This window comes from Peribacillus sp. FSL P2-0133 (assembly GCF_037975445.1).
GTDB classification, from domain to species: Bacteria; Bacillota; Bacilli; order Bacillales; family DSM-1321; genus Peribacillus; species Peribacillus simplex_E.
In genome coordinates this window covers 1563966-1581881 of sequence record NZ_CP150254.1, presented here as the reverse complement: position 1 = coordinate 1581881, position 17916 = coordinate 1563966, and the positions used below count along the sequence as shown (strand labels likewise).

The 17916-nt window shown below is 41.8% G+C and carries 18 protein-coding genes and 2 other annotated features; of the genes, 2 read left to right on the top strand and 16 right to left on the bottom strand.

Annotated features, from left to right (window positions below; genetic code table 11):
• Positions 1-26: 26 nt before the first annotated feature.
• The 9 genes from trpA to MKY17_RS07575 form a co-directional block, all read right to left on the bottom strand.
• Positions 27-806 (bottom strand): tryptophan synthase subunit alpha, encoded by a 780-nt coding sequence (trpA, locus tag MKY17_RS07615; protein ID WP_098371121.1) that lies wholly within the window; start codon positions 804-806, stop codon positions 27-29.
• Positions 799-2004 (bottom strand): tryptophan synthase subunit beta, encoded by a 1206-nt coding sequence (gene trpB, locus MKY17_RS07610; protein ID WP_098371122.1) that lies wholly within the window; start codon positions 2002-2004, stop codon positions 799-801. Before trpB ends, trpA begins: the two co-directional genes overlap by 8 nt.
• Before the next feature lie 4 nt (positions 2005-2008).
• Positions 2009-2623, bottom strand: a complete 615-nt coding sequence (locus MKY17_RS07605) for a phosphoribosylanthranilate isomerase (RefSeq protein ID WP_098371123.1) — start codon at positions 2621-2623, stop codon at positions 2009-2011.
• A 10-nt stretch (positions 2624-2633) separates the two neighbouring features.
• On the bottom strand, positions 2634-3410 hold the full coding sequence (gene trpC / locus MKY17_RS07600) for an indole-3-glycerol phosphate synthase TrpC (RefSeq protein ID WP_098371124.1): 777 nt from the start codon (positions 3408-3410) through the stop codon (positions 2634-2636).
• Entirely contained in the window at positions 3410-4432 is a 1023-nt protein-coding gene (gene trpD, locus MKY17_RS07595) for an anthranilate phosphoribosyltransferase (protein ID WP_098371125.1), read from the bottom strand. The genes trpC and trpD overlap by 1 nt, the downstream gene beginning before the upstream one ends.
• A gap of 23 nt (positions 4433-4455) precedes the next feature.
• Entirely contained in the window at positions 4456-5061 is a 606-nt protein-coding gene (locus tag MKY17_RS07590; protein WP_098371126.1) for an aminodeoxychorismate/anthranilate synthase component II, read from the bottom strand.
• Positions 5058-6452 (bottom strand): anthranilate synthase component I, encoded by a 1395-nt coding sequence (gene trpE / locus MKY17_RS07585; protein ID WP_098371127.1) that lies wholly within the window; start codon positions 6450-6452, stop codon positions 5058-5060. The genes MKY17_RS07590 and trpE overlap by 4 nt, the downstream gene beginning before the upstream one ends.
• Before the next feature lie 170 nt (positions 6453-6622).
• Positions 6623-6860 (bottom strand) — a binding site (T-box leader).
• A gap of 35 nt (positions 6861-6895) precedes the next feature.
• Positions 6896-7126 (bottom strand) — a binding site (T-box leader).
• 66 nt (positions 7127-7192) lie between these two features.
• On the bottom strand, positions 7193-7468 hold the full coding sequence (locus tag MKY17_RS07580) for a UPF0223 family protein (protein ID WP_098371129.1): 276 nt from the start codon (positions 7466-7468) through the stop codon (positions 7193-7195).
• 57 nt (positions 7469-7525) lie between these two features.
• A complete protein-coding gene (locus tag MKY17_RS07575) occupies positions 7526-8506 on the bottom strand; it encodes a nitronate monooxygenase family protein (protein WP_098371130.1) in 981 nt (326 codons plus the stop codon).
• A gap of 393 nt (positions 8507-8899) precedes the next feature.
• On the opposite strand from MKY17_RS07575, the gene MKY17_RS07570 reads away from it, so the two are divergent.
• A complete protein-coding gene (locus tag MKY17_RS07570; protein WP_098371131.1) occupies positions 8900-10357 on the top strand; it encodes an aminotransferase class I/II-fold pyridoxal phosphate-dependent enzyme in 1458 nt (485 codons plus the stop codon).
• A gap of 178 nt (positions 10358-10535) precedes the next feature.
• Here the strand turns inward: MKY17_RS07570 and MKY17_RS07565 are convergent, their stop codons facing one another.
• Positions 10536-10661, bottom strand: a complete 126-nt coding sequence (locus MKY17_RS07565; RefSeq protein WP_072272684.1) for a GapA-binding peptide SR1P — start codon at positions 10659-10661, stop codon at positions 10536-10538.
• A gap of 335 nt (positions 10662-10996) precedes the next feature.
• Here MKY17_RS07565 and MKY17_RS07560 point away from each other — a divergent pair, with 335 nt between their 5' ends.
• The gene (locus tag MKY17_RS07560) at positions 10997-11431 is read left to right on the top strand and encodes a DUF1885 family protein (protein ID WP_098371132.1); all 435 of its coding nucleotides are present in this window, start codon (positions 10997-10999) and stop codon (positions 11429-11431) included.
• A gap of 25 nt (positions 11432-11456) precedes the next feature.
• On the opposite strand, the gene MKY17_RS07555 is transcribed toward MKY17_RS07560, so the two are convergent.
• The 6 genes from MKY17_RS07555 to pdhA form a co-directional block, all read right to left on the bottom strand.
• Positions 11457-12284, bottom strand: coding sequence for a polysaccharide deacetylase family protein (locus tag MKY17_RS07555; RefSeq protein ID WP_098371133.1), 828 nt, complete (start codon positions 12282-12284; stop codon positions 11457-11459).
• 44 nt (positions 12285-12328) lie between these two features.
• The gene (locus MKY17_RS07550) at positions 12329-12586 is read right to left on the bottom strand and encodes a hypothetical protein (RefSeq protein WP_311608312.1); all 258 of its coding nucleotides are present in this window, start codon (positions 12584-12586) and stop codon (positions 12329-12331) included.
• Positions 12587-12862: 276 nt separating this feature from the next.
• The gene (gene lpdA / locus MKY17_RS07545) at positions 12863-14275 is read right to left on the bottom strand and encodes a dihydrolipoyl dehydrogenase (RefSeq protein ID WP_098371134.1); all 1413 of its coding nucleotides are present in this window, start codon (positions 14273-14275) and stop codon (positions 12863-12865) included.
• A 3-nt stretch (positions 14276-14278) separates the two neighbouring features.
• On the bottom strand, positions 14279-15637 hold the full coding sequence (locus MKY17_RS07540) for a dihydrolipoamide acetyltransferase family protein (protein ID WP_098371135.1): 1359 nt from the start codon (positions 15635-15637) through the stop codon (positions 14279-14281).
• 121 nt (positions 15638-15758) lie between these two features.
• Positions 15759-16736: an alpha-ketoacid dehydrogenase subunit beta gene (locus MKY17_RS07535; protein ID WP_098371136.1), complete on the bottom strand. Its 978-nt coding sequence runs from the start codon at positions 16734-16736 to the stop codon at positions 15759-15761.
• A gap of 3 nt (positions 16737-16739) precedes the next feature.
• Positions 16740-17855: a pyruvate dehydrogenase (acetyl-transferring) E1 component subunit alpha gene (pdhA, locus tag MKY17_RS07530; protein ID WP_098371137.1), complete on the bottom strand. Its 1116-nt coding sequence runs from the start codon at positions 17853-17855 to the stop codon at positions 16740-16742.
• Between the last annotated feature and the right edge of the window lie 61 nt (positions 17856-17916).

Below are 17916 nucleotides of genomic sequence, written 5' to 3'. Positions count from 1 at the left end.
GGAGAGCCTTAATGGCTCTCCTTTCCTCATTTTTGCACTACTCCTTTGCTTGCTTGTATCAAATCACCAATTTGATCTTCCTTACCTGTCTCGAAGCATTCGATGATCTTGCTGCCGACAATGACACCATCGCAGTATTGTATTGCATCACGGACATGATCTGGCGTCGATATGCCGAACCCAGCAAGAACGGGAACCGGACTTATCTCTTTTACCTTCTTTAAATAGCCTCCAAGTTCTTCCCCAAAGGCGTCACGGGCACCCGTAATGCCTTTGACTGTAACTGCGTAGATGAATCCCTCCGCCCCTGCAGTAATCTCAGTGATACGCTCTTTCGAAGACGTGAGTGTCACAAGTCGGATAAGAACGATCCCTGCAGTTTTGATTGATGAAAAGATGGCTTCTTCTTCAATCGGTAAATCGGGGATGATGCACCCGGAAATCCCTGCATTGAGACAGTCATTCGTAAACTCTTTAAGTCCATATGCCAGGATCGAATTCGTATATCCCATTAAAATAATTGGGATGGTCACTTCATTTTTGATTTCCATTACTTTTTTCAGGACATCTTTTAAAGTTGTTCCATTTTCCAAAGATCTGATGCCGGCTTGTTGGATAACCGGTCCATCAGCGACAGGATCAGAGAATGGTATACCTAGTTCAACGGCAGTCGCACCGCTGTTTTCAAGAAAAAGAAGCTGGCTCTTTAACCGTTCAAGCCCTCCATCCCCTGCCATAATATAAGGGATGAATGCTTTTTCCTTCTTCGTTTGACATTCTTCAAGCGCATTTGTTAATTTATTCATGTTCACTACCCCCCATCAATGATTGGACCGTTTCAACATCCTTATCACCACGGCCGGACAGGCAAATCACCAGTCCTGTTCCTTTCTCCATTTCTTTAGCAAGCTTTAAACCGTAGGAAATGGCATGTGAACTTTCTAAAGCAGGGATGATCCCTTCCTCCCTTGAAAGCATCGCTAGAGCTTCCAAGGCTTCATCATCGGTTACGGAAGTATATTTCACCCGATTTGTATCTTTTAAGTAACTATGTTCAGGCCCTACCCCTGGATAATCCAGCCCTGCAGAAATTGAATGTGCCTCCTGGATCTGACCGTCCTCGTTCTGCAGTACATACATGAATGCCCCGTGGAGCACCCCAGGTTTCCCCTTAGTCAAACTTGAAGCGTGTAATGGTGTTTCAAGTCCATGCCCTGCCGCTTCCACTCCGTATAATTTTACCGTTTCATCCTCAATGAACGGATAAAACATTCCCATTGCATTACTTCCTCCGCCTATGCAAGCAACTACTGCATCCGGTAGGGAGTGAACCACCTCCGAATATTGACGCTTTGTTTCATTCCCTATCACGCTTTGAAAATCACGTACAATAACGGGGAATGGATGCGGACCAAGAACTGATCCCATTATATAATGGGTGTCATCCACATTCGCCACCCAATATCGTAACGCCTCATTCACTGCATCCTTCAGTGTCCCGCTTCCTTGTGATACAGATATGACCTTGGCTCCCAAAAGCTCCATCCTGAATACATTCAATTTCTGTCTCCTGATATCTTCTTCTCCCATAAAGATGATGCATTCCAACTTCAGCAAAGCACACACAGTCGCCGTTGCAACCCCATGCTGTCCTGCACCCGTTTCGGCAATCACCTTTTTCTTGCCCATTTTCTGAGTCAGCAAAGCCTGACCGATCGTATTATTTATTTTGTGGGCTCCGGTATGATTCAAGTCTTCTCGCTTCAGATAAATATCTGCACCACCTGCAAGCCTCGTTAAGTTCTCCGCAAAATAAAGTGGTGTTTCCCGACCGATATACTGTTTCAGGTAATAATTTAGCTGCCTTTGGAATTCAGGATCATTTTTAGATTGTTCATATACTTCTTCAAGCTCCGTAATCGCCGCCATTAAAGTTTCCGGAACGAAACGGCCTCCATATGCTCCAAAATGTCCAGTTTTATCAGGCTGTGTATAAGTGTTCATCAATTCATTCCTCTTTTCCGGCTGTATATTTTGCCTCATTAATAAATGCCTTTATTTTTACGGCATCTTTTAATCCGTTTGTTTCAACGCCGCTGGCTACATCAACTGCGAATGGTGAAACGGCATTAATCGCTTTTCCGACATTTTCCGGAGTCAGCCCACCCGCTAGAATTACCTTCCCCAGTGGCAGATCCGCTTTTCGGATCATATCCCAATCCAAAGTCAATCCCTTTCCAGATGAACTCTTAGGAAGATCTACTAATAGATAATCTGCTGGGTATTCTCGAAGGTTTTCAAGGTCTTTCTCTGAATTGACGGCAAAGGCCTTGATAACCGGTAGGGGCATTCTGCGGGCAAAGCTGGCAGACTCGTTACCATGAAGCTGAATATAATCCAATCCTGCAATTTCAGCACTTTTTATCACTTCTTGTTCAGTTTGATTAGCAAACACTCCGACCTTTTTAACCTGTCCAGCTAGATTTGCTCCGAATTCTCCTACTATCTCTGGCTCAACCTTCCTGCTACTCTCGGCAAAAATGAAACCAATGAAGTCTGCTCCGGAACTAACAGCAGTCTGAGCGGCTGCCAATGTCTTTATCCCACAGATTTTCACTAACATATTAATCTCCTTATATACTCATTTGCAATTCGGCCATCGTGTGCGGAAGATTTGATGCAGTCATCAGTGTCTCCCCGACTAAAATCGCTTTTGCACCAGCTTCCTTCACACGCATCACGTCTTCTTTTGTTTTGATTCCACTTTCACTGATAATGATATGGCGTTTAGGATCAAGTAACTTCGCCAGTCGTTCCGTTACAGCCAAATCCACTTTGAAGGTCTTTAAATTTCGATTGTTAATCCCTATTAACTCTGCATTCAGCTCTAGAGCCCGTTCCAGTTCGGCTTCATCATGGACTTCCGTCAATACTTCAAGCCCTTTTCTTTTTGCATATTGATATAATTCATGAAGGCGTTCTTTAGAAAGTGCTGCCACAATCAATAGAATGATAGTGGCACCAGCTTGATGGGCGCGATCGATTTGGATTTCATCGATGATGAAATCTTTGCACAACCTGGGAATCCGTATGGCCTCGCTTACGATTCTCAAATCTGCAATTGATCCTTTAAAGAAAACCTCATCCGTCAATACGGATATCGCTGCCGCTCCGCCACTTTCATATGAAAGGGCCTGCTCGATCGGATTTACATTGATTTTAATGTCCCCTTTTGAAGGGGAAGCCCGTTTTATTTCCGCGATAATCGCCATTGATTTCGCCATTTTCAAATTTTTCACCAAAGATGGTCTGACTATGTTGATCATGACCGAATCGTCTAAGCCCCTTTCTTTTAATTTTGCGACTTCCACCTTTTTCTGTTCGATGATTTTCGTTAAGATATTTTCCATTACATGACCACCTTATTTCTATTGCCATAAGCAATCAGATTTTCTAACTTTGCAAGAGCCGATCCGCTATCAAGGCTTTCTTTAGCCATGGAGATTCCCTTTTTGATCGTTGCTGCCGTACCATGTGCGTATAATCCCAATCCAGCATTCAATAAAACGGTATCACGATAGGCCCCTTTTTCCCCTTTGAGAAGCCTAAGCATGATATCGGCATTTTGTTTTGCGTCACCGCCGCGGATGGCATCATTTCCGTAAACCGGCAGATCCACTTCTTCAGGGTGCAGCGTAAATGGGATAATATCCCCTTGCTCCAAAAGCACGAGTGAATTTTCTCCCTGCAGGCTCGCTTCATCCATAAACCCGGCACCATTTATCACGACCGCGCGTTTCCTGCCTAATTTATGTAGGACTTCCGCAAAAAGCTCGAGCATATCACGTCGATTAATTCCCATTAATTGCGTGTCGAGTTGGACTGGATTTGTCAGAGGACCGATTAGATTAAATATCGTCGGGATTTTCAGTTCTTTTCTCACTTTCATTATCCGTGCAATATTAGGGTGGACCGATGGAGCAAATAAGAATGTGATCCCATTTTCCTCCAACAGTTCTTTTAACATGTCAGGCTCCAAGTACAAATTAACACCTAATTCTTCCAATACATCCGCACTCCCCGTTTTGCTTGAAATGCTGCGGTTTCCATGTTTGGCAACCTTGACACCGGCCCCGGCAAGAACGAATGCTGATGCTGTACTTATATTGAAGCTTTGTGACCCATCTCCTCCCGTTCCGCAATTATCCATAACATTAATAGAGCTTGTTCGTACACTTCTTGCTTCTTTTCTCATGACTCTGACAAGGCTTGCTATTTCACCTGCGGTTTCCCCTTTGGATTTTAGGGCAATGATGAAAGCTGCCATCTCGCTTTCGGTTATATCTTTAGAAAATAACGCTTGGGCTGCTCTGCTCATCTCTTCTTCCGTCAATGTTTGACGCTCTGCTAACTTCGCTAAATACTCCTTCACCGCTAACTCCCCCAGTCGTTTTTTTATAAGATGGATTGTTCCTTCTCAGATTGGAAGGTTCCCGCAATCTCATAAAATTGATGTAATAATTCCTTGCCGATTTTCGTCCCTATTGATTCAGGGTGGAACTGTAAACCGTAAAGCGGGAAATCTTGATGTTTCAGGGCCATAATCTCCCCATCATCCAGTGCTACTGCCGTCACAGTCAGTTCATCTGGCAAACTCGCCCTTTCAACTACAAGGGAATGGTAACGCATTACCGGGAATTGTAAGTCCTGTTTGGCAAATACACCTGTTCCATCATGTTCGATAACCGATGTTTTCCCATGCATGATTTGTTTCGCTCCAACCACATTCGCACCAAAAACCGCCCCAATGGCCTGATGCCCCAAACAAATGCCTAATAGCGGAACCTTTTCATAAAAATTACGGATGATTTCCATACTGATACCAGCATCTTCCGGCCTGCCGGGTCCCGGGGAAATGACGATTGCCATTGGATTCAGTTCCTCAATTTCCGCAAGGCTGATTTCGTCATTCCTTTTTACTATGATTTCTTTTTCCACTTCTCCTAAATATTGATAAAGGTTATAAGTGAACGAGTCATAGTTATCAATTAATAAAATCATTTTGTGTGAACCTCCATTAAAGCGCGTGCTTTATTTTGTGTTTCTTCAAATTCCGTTTTTGGATCTGAATCATATACAATTCCTGCCCCTGCCTGTACATAGGCCTTGCCATCTTTAATGATCATCGTCCGAATGGCTAATGCCATATCAAGATCCCCTCCAAAACCTATGAACCCTATCGAGCCCGAATACATCCCCCGTTTACAATTTTCCAGTTCATTGATCAGCTCCATTGCCCTGATTTTTGGAGCACCTGAGACTGTTCCGGCAGGGAGGCAGACCGTCAGCGCATCTAAACTCGTGAACCCTTCCCTAAGCTTTCCGCTAACCTTCGAAGCAATATGCATGACATGCTGATATCTTTGAATTTCCATTTCCTCGGTAAGGTGGATTGAACCGATTTCGCAAACCCTGCCAAGATCATTCCTACCCAAATCAACAAGCATCTTATGCTCGGCAAGTTCCTTTTCATCCATCAGCAGGCTTTTTTCGAAGCCTTTATCTTCTTCATCCGTTTTCCCTCTTGGTCTTGTACCGGCAATGGGATTAACATGAACCATTCCTGATGAAACACTGATCAAACTTTCTGGAGACGACCCAATAATTGTATAGTCACCAAATTCTATATAAAACATATAAGGAGAGGGGTTGGCTAAACGTAAACGACGGTAGGCATCGAAAGGCTCCCCATCGAAGTCCGCTTTGAACCTTTGTGATAAAACAACTTGGAACACTTCACCAGCTATAATCGCTGATTTAACTTCAAGGACCATTTTCTCGAATTCATCCTGACTGAAATTCGATTTGAATTCCAAATATTCCGACGATATTTCCTTTGACGGTTTACTTGCCTGATTGATTTTTTCCTTCATCCCCAATAAACTTTTTTCACTATCTTCTTCCGCAGTCAAAAGATGGATCTTCTGTAGAACATGATCGAATATATACAGTTCTTTATAAAAGAGAAAATGAGCATCAGGCATTTGCAGAGAATCAGGAGGCACCGGACCTATATTTTCATACAGACGAATGATATCATAGCCCATATATCCGATTGCACCACCGTTAAATGGCGGAAGATGTATGGGAGCCTCTCCTATCTCCACTAGTAATTCGTTTTTTAGAAACTCGATGATATTGATGTTCTTTACAATTTGATCACCTGTTTCAGTATCTTTCACATTTACTTGGCCAGCAAGTGATGTCACTTCCAGATAAGGTTTTGAACCTAGATAGGAGTAGCGGCCGTTGTCATGATGCGAATTTGAGCTTTCCAATAAAAACTTCTGGTCACCATCTAATTTCTGAAATATGGCAATGGGTGTGTGGATATCCCCTTCAATTGTGTCCATTTTGAAACGGAGTATTTTTTTTTCATCCAAATTATTCATCTCTCAATTCCCTCCCGATTCTTATGCGCTCTTATAAACCCCTGGAAGGGAAAACCCTTTTGGCCAAGTGCCGGAGTTTTCATTTCCTCTGGTTTTTTGATTTTTTCTCTAAAAGGTATATATATTGAAATCCCAATAAAAAAATCCCCCGCAAACACAAATATGTGTCTGCAGAGGACGGTAAACCGCGGTGCCACCTCAAGTTGGAAAAACGCATCATTTTTCCCTCTCAAGCAAGAAATGAAAAATTCTTGCGATTACCCTTTAACGGTGGCAGCCGAGTTTCCCTACTTATTTCAAGAAACCACTCATAAGTCCATTCATCTTCTTATATCGTACCGGTTTCCACCTATCCCGGCTCTCTGTTACGCATCTAAAAAGATTACTACTCTCATTCATAGATTTAATTATCATTTCCATAAAAACGCAAAAAGGCCCCTCATCCAAAGGACGAGGAACCCGTGGTACCACCTTAATTAGCTAAATTAGCTCACTTTACGGCATTAACATGCCTATCTCCACTAACGATGAGATAATCGCCAAAGCCTACTCCGTTCATCCGTTTCGGTTTGGGGCTCGGAAGTCCATTCGCTTAAATTCGTTCACCAGTTTTCAGCAACCACTGGCTCTCTGCAGAACATCATTAAGGTACTCTTCTTCGTCACTGCCTTTATCATTTTCTTGCTTATTATGTTAAAACAATCTTTTCAGTAAGTCAATGGAGTTTTCTAAAAATATTTTTAATTTTTCATTTTTATCCATTCCCCGTCATCGATTCCTTTTGCCTTCTTAATAACAAGATAGGCTGAATAAGTGCTGACTGATTCAAACTCATCCGTATACTTTTTTTCATCCGCCTTACCGGGAACTATTTCCTTGAATCTTCGGTAAGCCTTCATAAATTCTTCCTTTTGTATTTTATTTTCATAAGCCTTTTCTACAGCTTCAAAGAATTTGATCACATCTACGATTTCTTCAGTAGACCAATCAAGATCCATTGGATATTGATAATCCATACCCTAAACACGCTCCTTCTAGATAGTTTTTCATGCTGTCCGGCAGACCATGCATCATCAGTCTGCCCATTTTGAGCGAATTGCTTCCGCCTGGTCGATAATCCGACTGAATAGTTCAGCAGTCGATGGTACATCATGAATCAGCCCCATCACTTGTCCAGCCCAAGCAAAGCCTTCACCTTCGACACCGTCATGGATATAACGCTGATTCGCTTTTCCGCTTATGTAATCCTTCAATTGTTCATATCCGCCGTTTTCTTTTTCTATTTCAAGGATCTTATCGGTCCAGCTGTTTGCAATTACCCTTGCTGGTGCACCAATGGAACGCTTGATGACAACCGTATCATTTTCTGTGCCGGAAACCAAGGCATTTTTATATAATTCATGTGCATGAACACATTCCTTGACTGCTATGAATCGTGTTCCCATCTCGATTCCTTCGGCACCAAGTGCCAATGCTGCCATCAAACCTCGTCCATCGCCAAAACCACCCGATGCGATGACTGGAATATTAACGGAGTCCACAACTTGAGGAATTAACACAGAAGTTCCGATATCATCACGGCCTAAATGTCCTCCACCCTCCTGACCAACTACCATCACCGCATCTGCCCCAAGCTGTTCAGCCTTCATTGCCTGCCTTCTTGCAGCAACAAGCACGAGTTTTTTCACCTGGGTTCCTTTGACGTAATCAAGAAATGGTGCAGGGTTGCCGCCGGTTACGGAAACAGCTGCGATATCCTCTTTCAAGGCTGCTTCCAGCATGTGTTCATAAGGTCTCCCATGCTGACCGATTGCAAAGTTCACACCAAACGGTTTATCCGTCAATGATTTGGTTTTTCTAATTTCATCTGTCAGTTGCTCCGGGTTGTCCAAGGACATGGCCGTTACCTGCCCCAGCCCTCCTGCATTCGAAACTGCCGCAGCCAGGTCTGCATATGCTAAATGGGCCAATCCCCCTTGTACGATTGGGTATTGAATACCTAACAAATCGGTCACACGCGTTTTCCACTTCAAACTCCTCAGCTCCCTTTTCATTTTATGTGGTTTGTTTATTTAGCTCTCAAAAATCATTAGTTTCATTATGGCAAATATTGTTTAACCGTTCAATTTTTAAACTCACCTACAATATTGATAAAAGAAGAATTCTTGAGTAAATCCAGTAAATACTAGGAAAATGGACATTTATAATCTGCTCATAATTTTATTGAGCCCCTTAACAATAAAGACATATATAAATTGTTTAAGTCAGGACATTAAAGTCACTCTAGGCATTTATTATAAGACGTGCTATAATTCATATGTTTTATGTCTATCCACAAGTTTACTAACCATACGATGGAATCGGAGAAACATACGATCATTAATAGAAAGGGAGTATGTACTCCCAAATATTACGTACCTATTTTATTGAAAAGGGGCCACAAAGAATTGTCACAGAATGAAACACCCTTATACACTGCCTTATTGCAGCATGCAAAAAAAAATCCCGTTCAATTTCATATTCCAGGTCATAAAAAAGGAAAAGGAATGGACGCTGATTTCCGTAATTTCATTGGAGAAAATGCATTATCTATAGATTTAATCAATATCGCTCCACTCGATGATCTCCATCAGCCAAAGGGGATCATTAAACAAGCTCAGGATCTTGCCGCTGAAGCTTTTGGGGCGGATCACACATTCTTTTCCGTTCAAGGAACAAGTGGAGCAATCATGACGATGGTCATGACAGTTTGCGGACCTGGGGACAAAATCATCGTCCCAAGGAATGTACATAAATCCGTAATGTCTGCCATTGTGTTTTCCGGAGCTGTTCCCATTTTCATCAATCCTGAAATAGACAAAGATTTGGGCATCTCACACGGAATCACCGTAGATGCCGTCGAAAAAACTTTAAGGGAACATAGCGATGCAAAAGGATTGCTTGTCATCAATCCAACCTATTTCGGCATTTCGGCTGATTTGCAAAAAATAGTGGAAGTTGCTCATTCCTACAAAATCCCAGTACTGGTAGATGAAGCACATGGTGTCCATATACACTTCCATGAAGACTTGCCGATGTCAGCCATGCAAGCTGGAGCGGATATGGCTGCAACGAGTGTTCATAAACTGGGCGGTTCACTAACGGGAAGTTCCATATTAAATGTAAGGAATGGATTGGTTTCCGCAAATCGTGTTCAAGCCATATTGAGCATGCTCACAACCACCTCAACCTCCTATATCCTTCTGGCTTCCCTGGATACGGCCAGAAGACAACTTGCGACGGTAGGCAGGGAAATGATTGATGAAGCAATCAATCTCGCAGGGTATATCCGCGAGGCCGTTAATGAGATTCCTTATCTTTACTGTGTCGGCAGCGAAATTCTCGAGAGTGAGGCAGCCTTTAGTTATGACCCGACTAAATTGATCATATCCATCAAGGAATTGAATATTACCGGATACGACGTTGAGAAATGGCTTCGTGAAAAGCATAATATCGAAGTGGAACTTTCTGACTTGTACAATATCCTTTGCCTGATAACACCTGGAGACTCAAAAACAGAAGCGGACCTTCTGATTACTGCCCTTAGAGACTTGGCCGATGAGTTTAAGGAAATGGCGGCTGAACATGAAAAGATCGAAGTCCTGCTTCCTGATACACCACCCTTGGCTTTATCACCAAGGGAAGCATTTTATGCAGAAACCGAAGTGGTTCCCATTGAGGAATCTGTCGGCAAAATTAGCGCTGAGTTCATCATGGTTTACCCGCCTGGAATCCCAATCTTCATACCAGGTGAATTGATTACTGAAGATAATATCAATTACATCCGGAAAAACATCGAGGCCGGCCTTCCTGTTCAAGGCCCTGAGGACCCAGAAATAAAATATTTACGTATCATTAAAAATTGATTGATCCCATCAAACCAGAGCGAAGTGCTGCTCTGGTTTTTTTGCCCCCTTTATTATTGAGCATGTAGCTCCCGATAAACTGAAGATTTTCGCTTCATTGACTTCTATAAAAAGGGTGCTCCAGGTTACAATCCTGAAACACCCTTAAATTCTATTAATCTTATAATCCTGTTTCGATTTATTTTTCAGAGGCAGCTGTATCACAGCTTTGGCAGTTGTGATTGTGTGTATATAGTACACTTACTTTTTCATCTTCAAAATGTTCAATCGTGCTATTGCAAGTTTGACATACGATAGTTCCCATTTTTACAACCCCTTCCTCTATATTGTATGCATCAATGACGTAATGTAACCGCTTTATATGAATTATAATATAACACATTTATTATTTCAAGCTAAAAAGTATAACATATATACTTTTTTCCCATTTAATGAACCCTCTTGTAGGAAGCAATTGACTCCAATCGTTCGTTAGACGATTCCTTTTTGGGCCCTGGAGCTCATTTCATCACACCTCTTGCTTTTGCATAGCAAGGTGAAAAAGGAATTTCGTCTTTTAATTTACATATAGATATGTATATAATACATCCATAAAATGTTAATATAATCTTACATCCTATCGATTTAAGGGGGATCCACATGACTGAAAATGCCTATATCAAACTTGTTCCTGAGTCCGTGAAAGGGACTGTAACCATCGAAGATGTGAAAGAACTGCTGAACTATTATCAAATGATCACAGCGAAAACCGGAAAGCAACTGGATTGGGACTATGATAAGAAAGCATTTCCTTATGAAATGAAAGAACCAGAAAAGATGAAAGATAAGGCCATATATCTCCAATCCAAAGAAGATCGATATCACATGATATTGATAGGCGTTGACCAAGAAGTCGTTAAGGATGAAGACGGATCAGAGCGGATTCAATCCTATATCCAATTTACCCTCCCTGAAACAGCAACTTTCGGTGATAAGGGGAAAGCTAATGAACTGTGCAAGTTCCTTGCAAAGAAATTACGGGCGCAGCTACATCTCTTCAATAAACGGGTGATGTATTATTATCCAAGGAAATAAAAAACCTGCAGAAGCCGGAATTGGCTCATGCAGGCGTTTCAATTAACTTTGGATCAAGAATCTCATAACCATTCTTTTGAAAACCTTTCACGATATCCTCAATGGCTTCACTCGTCCATTGCCGGTCATGCATCAGTAAGTTCGCACCATTTCCTAAATAAGGGCTGTTCAACATGATCTCCCTTAAAGCTTTTTTATCCTGATACTCTTTTTCCCAGTCGTATCCATATGTCCAATTCATGACCAACATTTTTTCTTTCTCAGCGACTTTTTTTGAATGCTCGGTATTCAATCCAAATGGCGCCCTGAAGTACTTAGGGCGTACCCCTGTAATGCCTTCTACCAAATTGTTCAATTTTACGATTTCCCGCTCTTGTTCCTTTTCGGTTAACTGTTTTAAATTCACATGGGAATAAGTATGATTACCGATAGAAAAACCCATTTCATGAATTTCTTTTAGCTCCGCTTTATTTTCATCATTTCCAAGAAAGTGACCGTTCACGAAAAAAATCGCAGGTACTTCAAGGCGCTTCAGCGTCTGGGCGATTTTCAGAGAATATTTATCAGGTGTATCATCAAATGTTAACAGCACAACTTTCGGATTTGCATCCCCAATTGGTTTAAATGACCAATATTCTTTGTCCACCCGATATTCTGCCTTTACATGCCCATCGACAATTGTTTTTGACGTTTCGTTTTTCAGATCTTTCTCTTGCTGGCTTTCATCTTGGACCGTTGTTGTCGTTTCCACACTTTTTTGATTATCATTTTCCGTTCGACTGGAACTCGGACCATTGCATGCCATCAATAAAAATGATATTAATGTAAATAATGCTACTCCTTTGTTAATCATGGTTCCTCCGTGGTTTCTTGTGTCATTGCGGCTTGCTTAAAAATTCAATAAACGGGTACTAGCATTTCCAAAAGGATTTGCAAAATACCGTAGCATAATAGACTTATCACGGTAACAAGCATTGTTCGCCTATTGGATTTTAAAATCATTTTACCAATGTAAATGGCTAGATAGGAAAAGACCAGAAACATGAATACTTTGAAAACGAAACGATCGTTAACAGACAGCCATTCAACTAATGTATACCCACTCCAAACGATTAGTTGAAAGAGGATTACCAGATAATTTTTCAAGTGATCCACCCCATTTTGATATGAATATATCAGCCATGATCTTTTTATTGGCAAAAAATATTCCTTTAACATATCGCTCATCTTATTTTTTTATCCTTTATTACCTTTTTCAAACCCTTTCAAGGAAAAAAGTAAGAAGTCCTTTTATAGCTTATGCCCTTTTTACCCTTTTCATTTAACAAGCGTGAAGAAAATCATGACTGGGGAGTCATCCTTCATATTTGTATATCTGGCAAACAAAAAAAGCGTACTGCATTAGGCAGTACGCTTTTTTATAAAAATCAATTACTTGATGATGTGAATAGGAGTTCCAAGGGCAACTTCAGCAGCTTCCATTGTGATTTCCCCTAAAGTTGGATGTGCATGGATTGTCATTGCGATATCTTCGGCAGTCATTCCTGCTTCGATAGCCAAACCAAGTTCTGCAATCATATCAGAAGCGTTTGGTCCTGCAATTTGTGCTCCTATAACCAATCCGTCTTCTTTGCGAGTGATAAGCTTCACAAATCCGTCCGTATTATTTAAAGAAAGAGCACGTCCATTTGCAGCGAATGGGAATTTAGAAGCAAGCGCTTCGATTCCAGCTTCCTTCGCTTCTTTTTCATTATAACCGACAGAAGCAAGTTCCGGTTCAGAGAATACAACAGCCGGAATAGCAAGATAGTCGATTTCAGATGAATGTCCTGCAATGGCTTCAGCTGCAATTTTACCTTCATAAGAAGCTTTATGAGCCAACTGAGGTCCAGAAACGATATCACCGATTGCGTAAATGTTTTTTACGCTAGTACGGCATTGTTTATCCGTTTCGATCAAACCACGATCAGTCATTTTGATTCCGACTTGCTCCAGGCCGATCTCTGCCGTATTTGGACGACGTCCAACTGTTACTAAAACGTAATCGGCTTCAACTTTTTTCTCTTCGCCTTTTACTTCATAAGTAACGGTTACACCTGTTTCAGTTTCTTCCACGCCTTTAGCATTTGCTTTAGTAACAATTTCAGCACCCTTGTTTTTAAGGTTACGCTTAACAAGTGCTGCCATTTGTTTTTCAAAGCCTGCAGAAAGGATTTCTTCCGTACCTTCAAGGATGGTAACTTTAGTGCCGAAGCTTGCGAATGCTCCGCCAAGCTCAGTTCCAATGTAACCTCCGCCGATTACCACGATCGAACTTGGAACTTCTTCCAAAGCAAGAGCACCAGTGGAATTAAGTACACGTTTCGTATATTTAAATGACGGAATCTCGATTGGCGATGAACCAGTGGCGATGATTGCGTTTTTAAATGTATATGTTTGGGCTGAGTCTTCATTCATAACACGGATGCTGTTTTCGTCAACGAAATAAGCTTCTCCAGTTACAACATCAACATTATTACCTTTTAATAGGCTGCTTACACCGCCTGTTAATTTTTTAACAACAGAACCTTTCCAAGCTTGTACTTTAGAAAAATCAACAGAAACTTTTTCTGCAAAGATACCCATATCTTCTGAATGCTGAGCTTCATGGAAACGGTGTCCAGCCGAAATTAAAGCTTTCGATGGGATACAGCCTACATTCAAACAAACTCCGCCGATTGTTCCTTTTTCAACGACCGTTACTTTCTGTCCAAGCTGTGCTGCGCGAATTGCGGCAACATATCCCCCTGGGCCTGAACCGATCACTAAAGTATCTGTTTCGATTGGAAAATCTCCTACTACCATTGTTTACGCCTCCATTAACAATAATTCTGGGTCGTTCAATAACTTTTTGATATGATTCAATGCATGTTGAGCTGTTGCTCCATCAATCATGCGGTGATCAAAGCTCAGTGATAATGCCAGAACTGGAGCGGCGATAATTTCCCCGTCGCGTACAATTGCTTTTTCGGCAATGCGTCCAATCCCTAGAATGGCAACTTCTGGATGATTGATTACAGGTGTGAACCATTGACCGCCTGCGGAACCGATATTCGTAATGGAGCAAGAAGCACCTTTCATTTCGTTAGGAGCCAATTTGCCGTCACGGGCTTTCGTCGCTAATTCATTAATTTCTTGTGAAATAGCAAAAGTTGATTTACGATCTGCATCTTTTACAACTGGAACGAGCAGTCCTTTGTCTGTGTCTGCCGCAATTCCGATATTGTAATAGTGTTTATGGATAATCTCACTAGCCTCATCATCAAATGATGTGTTAAGCATAGGGAATTCACGCAATGCACTTGTTAACGCTTTAACAACATAAGGTAGGAATGTAAGCTTGATTCCTTTTTGTGCAGCAATTTCCTTGAATTTCTTACGGTGAGCAACCAATAGCGTCACATCGACTTCATCCATTAATGTAACATGCGGAGCTGTCTGTTTGGATTTCACCATTGCTTTGGCGATCGCTTTTCTCATGCCGCTCATTTTTTCGCGAGTTTCAGGATATTGCCCTTCTGGAATTGAAACTTTTTGTTTTTCGGTTGTTTCCGTATCATTTTGTTGTGAAGCTTCACTTTGAGCTGCCGGTTGCTGTGGAGCAGTTTCGCCGTTTTTGAAAGCATCTATGTCATCTTTCATGATGCGGCCGTTATCCCCAGAACCAGAAATCTCACGAATATTTACCCCTTGTTCGCGTGCATATTTCCTAACAGAAGGCATGGCGATGATACGTCGTGAAGGATCTGCCTCAACTTGTGGTTGTGATCCCGCGCCCGTTACACCATTATTTTCTTGAACCGGAGCAGTCTCTTTCTTGACTTCCTGTCCAGCTTCAGCAGTTGCTTGAACCTGGGCCTCCGTATTCTTCTCACCTTCTGCCTTCGCTTCTTCTCCATGATCCCCTTTAAACTGAAGATTTTCATAACCTGGAGCATCGAAAGTTACAAGTACATCGCCAACAACGGCAACCGTTCCTTCTTGAACAAGGATTTCTTCAACGGTACCTTCCACCGGTGATGGGATTTCAACAACGGCCTTATCGTTCTGAACCTCGCAAAGCACGTCATCTTCTTGAATCTTATCTCCTGGTTTTACAAACCATTTCACTATTTCACCTTCGTGTATACCTTCTCCGATATCAGGGAGTCTAAATTGGAATGCCACTGAGTTCAACCTCCTATATTAAATCATACTTAGTGCTTTGAATAAAGTCCTTTATCTTGCATTACCGTTAATGCGATATTACTTTCCCAAGCAGGACATTCATTCCCATTACTTAAGATTGTTAAAACTTCAAGACTTTAGTCGCCGTTTCAATAATGTCTTTATAATTAGGGAGCCATACTGTTTCAGCTTGTGAAAACGGGAATACCGTATCAGAAGCCGCCACTCGCAACACTGGAGCATCTAAGCTCAAAATGGCACGTTCGTTAATTTCCGCTACGACATTCGCTGCTATACCAGCTTGCTTTTGTGCTTCTTGAACAACGATAGCGCGTCCAGTTTTTTCTACAGAAGCAATGATTGTATCGATATCCAATGGAGATACAGTCCGTAAGTCGACCACTTCGACGGAATGTCCTTCCTTAGCCAATTCCTCAGCTGCCTTGATGGATTCCTGTACCATCGCACCATACGTAATAATGGATAAATCCGTTCCTTCTCTTTTCACATCCGCTTTTCCTAATGGAATTGTATATTCTTCTTCAGGAACTTCCTGACGGAAAGAACGGTACAATTTCATGTGCTCAAGGAATATGACAGGGTCATTATCACGAATAGCTGAAATCAATAAGCCTTTTGCATCGTAAGGAGTGGAAGGGATAACTACCTTTAACCCTGGTTGCTGAGCCATTAAACCTTCCAAGCTATCAGCGTGCATTTCCGGAGTATGCACTCCGCCCCCAAAAGGTGAGCGAATTGTAACCGGTGCACTGTAACGTCCGCCTGAACGGTAGCGCATACGAGCAAGCTGACCGCTTACGGAATCCATTACTTCATATACAAACCCGAAGAATTGAATTTCAGGAACAGGACGGAAACCTTGTAAAGAAAGACCGACCGCTAATCCACCGATTCCAGATTCAGCAAGAGGTGTATCGAATACACGATCTTCACCGAATTCTTTTTGAAGATTTTCCGTTGCACGGAAAACTCCTCCATTAACACCAACATCTTCCCCAAAAACGAGTACATTCTCGTCATTCTTAAGTTCTGTACGTAATGCTTCTGTAATTGCTTGAATCATCGTCAATTGAGCCATGGCTTACTTCGACTCCTTCTCTTTATAAATTTCATATTGTTCTTTTAAGTTATAAGGCATTTCTTCATACATGATTTCAATCAGGTCTGTAACCTTCTGCTTAGGTTCTGCATCTGCCAATTTGATCGCTTCTTTAATATCGTCTTTTGCTTTTTCTATCGTTTCGTTCTCTAATTCTTCATTCCAAAGTTTTTTGTTTTCCAAGAACTTGCGGAAACGAACCAATGGATCTTTCAGTTCCCACTCGTTATCCATTTCGGAAGTACGGTAACGTGTCGGGTCATCCCCAGCCATCGTATGCGGACCATAACGGTAAGTTAATGTTTCAATCAATGTAGGGCCTTCACCATTAATTGCACGTTCACGCGCTTCTTTAACGGCTGTATAAACGGCCAACGCATCCATACCATCAACTTGGATGCCAGGGATACCTGCAGCCACACCCTTCTGGGCTAATGTTTTCGATGCTGATTGCAAATCAACCGGTGTCGAGATTGCGAAACGGTTATTTTGCACGATGAAGATAGCCGGCGCTTTAAATGCACCTGCAAAGTTAATTCCCTCATAAAAGTCACCTTGTGAGGTTCCGCCGTCACCAGTATATGTGATGGCCACAGCTTTTTTCCCGCGTTTCTTCAACCCAAGAGCAACTCCTGCAGCTTGGATATATTGAGCGCCGATAATGATTTGAGGGGAAATTACATTGACGTCTTCAGGAATTTGATTTCCCTTAAAATGTCCCCGGGAGAATAAGAATGCTTGCCAAAGCGGAAGGCCATGCCAAACGATTTGCGGAACATCACGGTAGCCAGGCAGAATGAAATCTTCTTTTTCCAAAGCATACTGGGAAGCGATTTGAGAAGCTTCTTGACCGGCAGTCGGTGCATAGAAACCTAATCTACCTTGGCGGTTCAGTGATATAGAACGTTGATCCAAGATGCGTGTATAAACCATACGACGCATTAATTCTTGCAATTGTTCATCACTTAAATCAGGCATTGCCGCTTCATTAACGACTTCTCCCTCTTCATTTAAAATTTGAAAAGTTTCAAATTGTTCTTCTACTTTCTTAAGCTGATCCTGAACATTAAATTTAGCTTGTTTAGTTTTTTGAGCCATTTGGCACCTCATCCTTTCATTAAAAAGGTTTGCTATTATTATTCTATAAAGCAAAAATAGT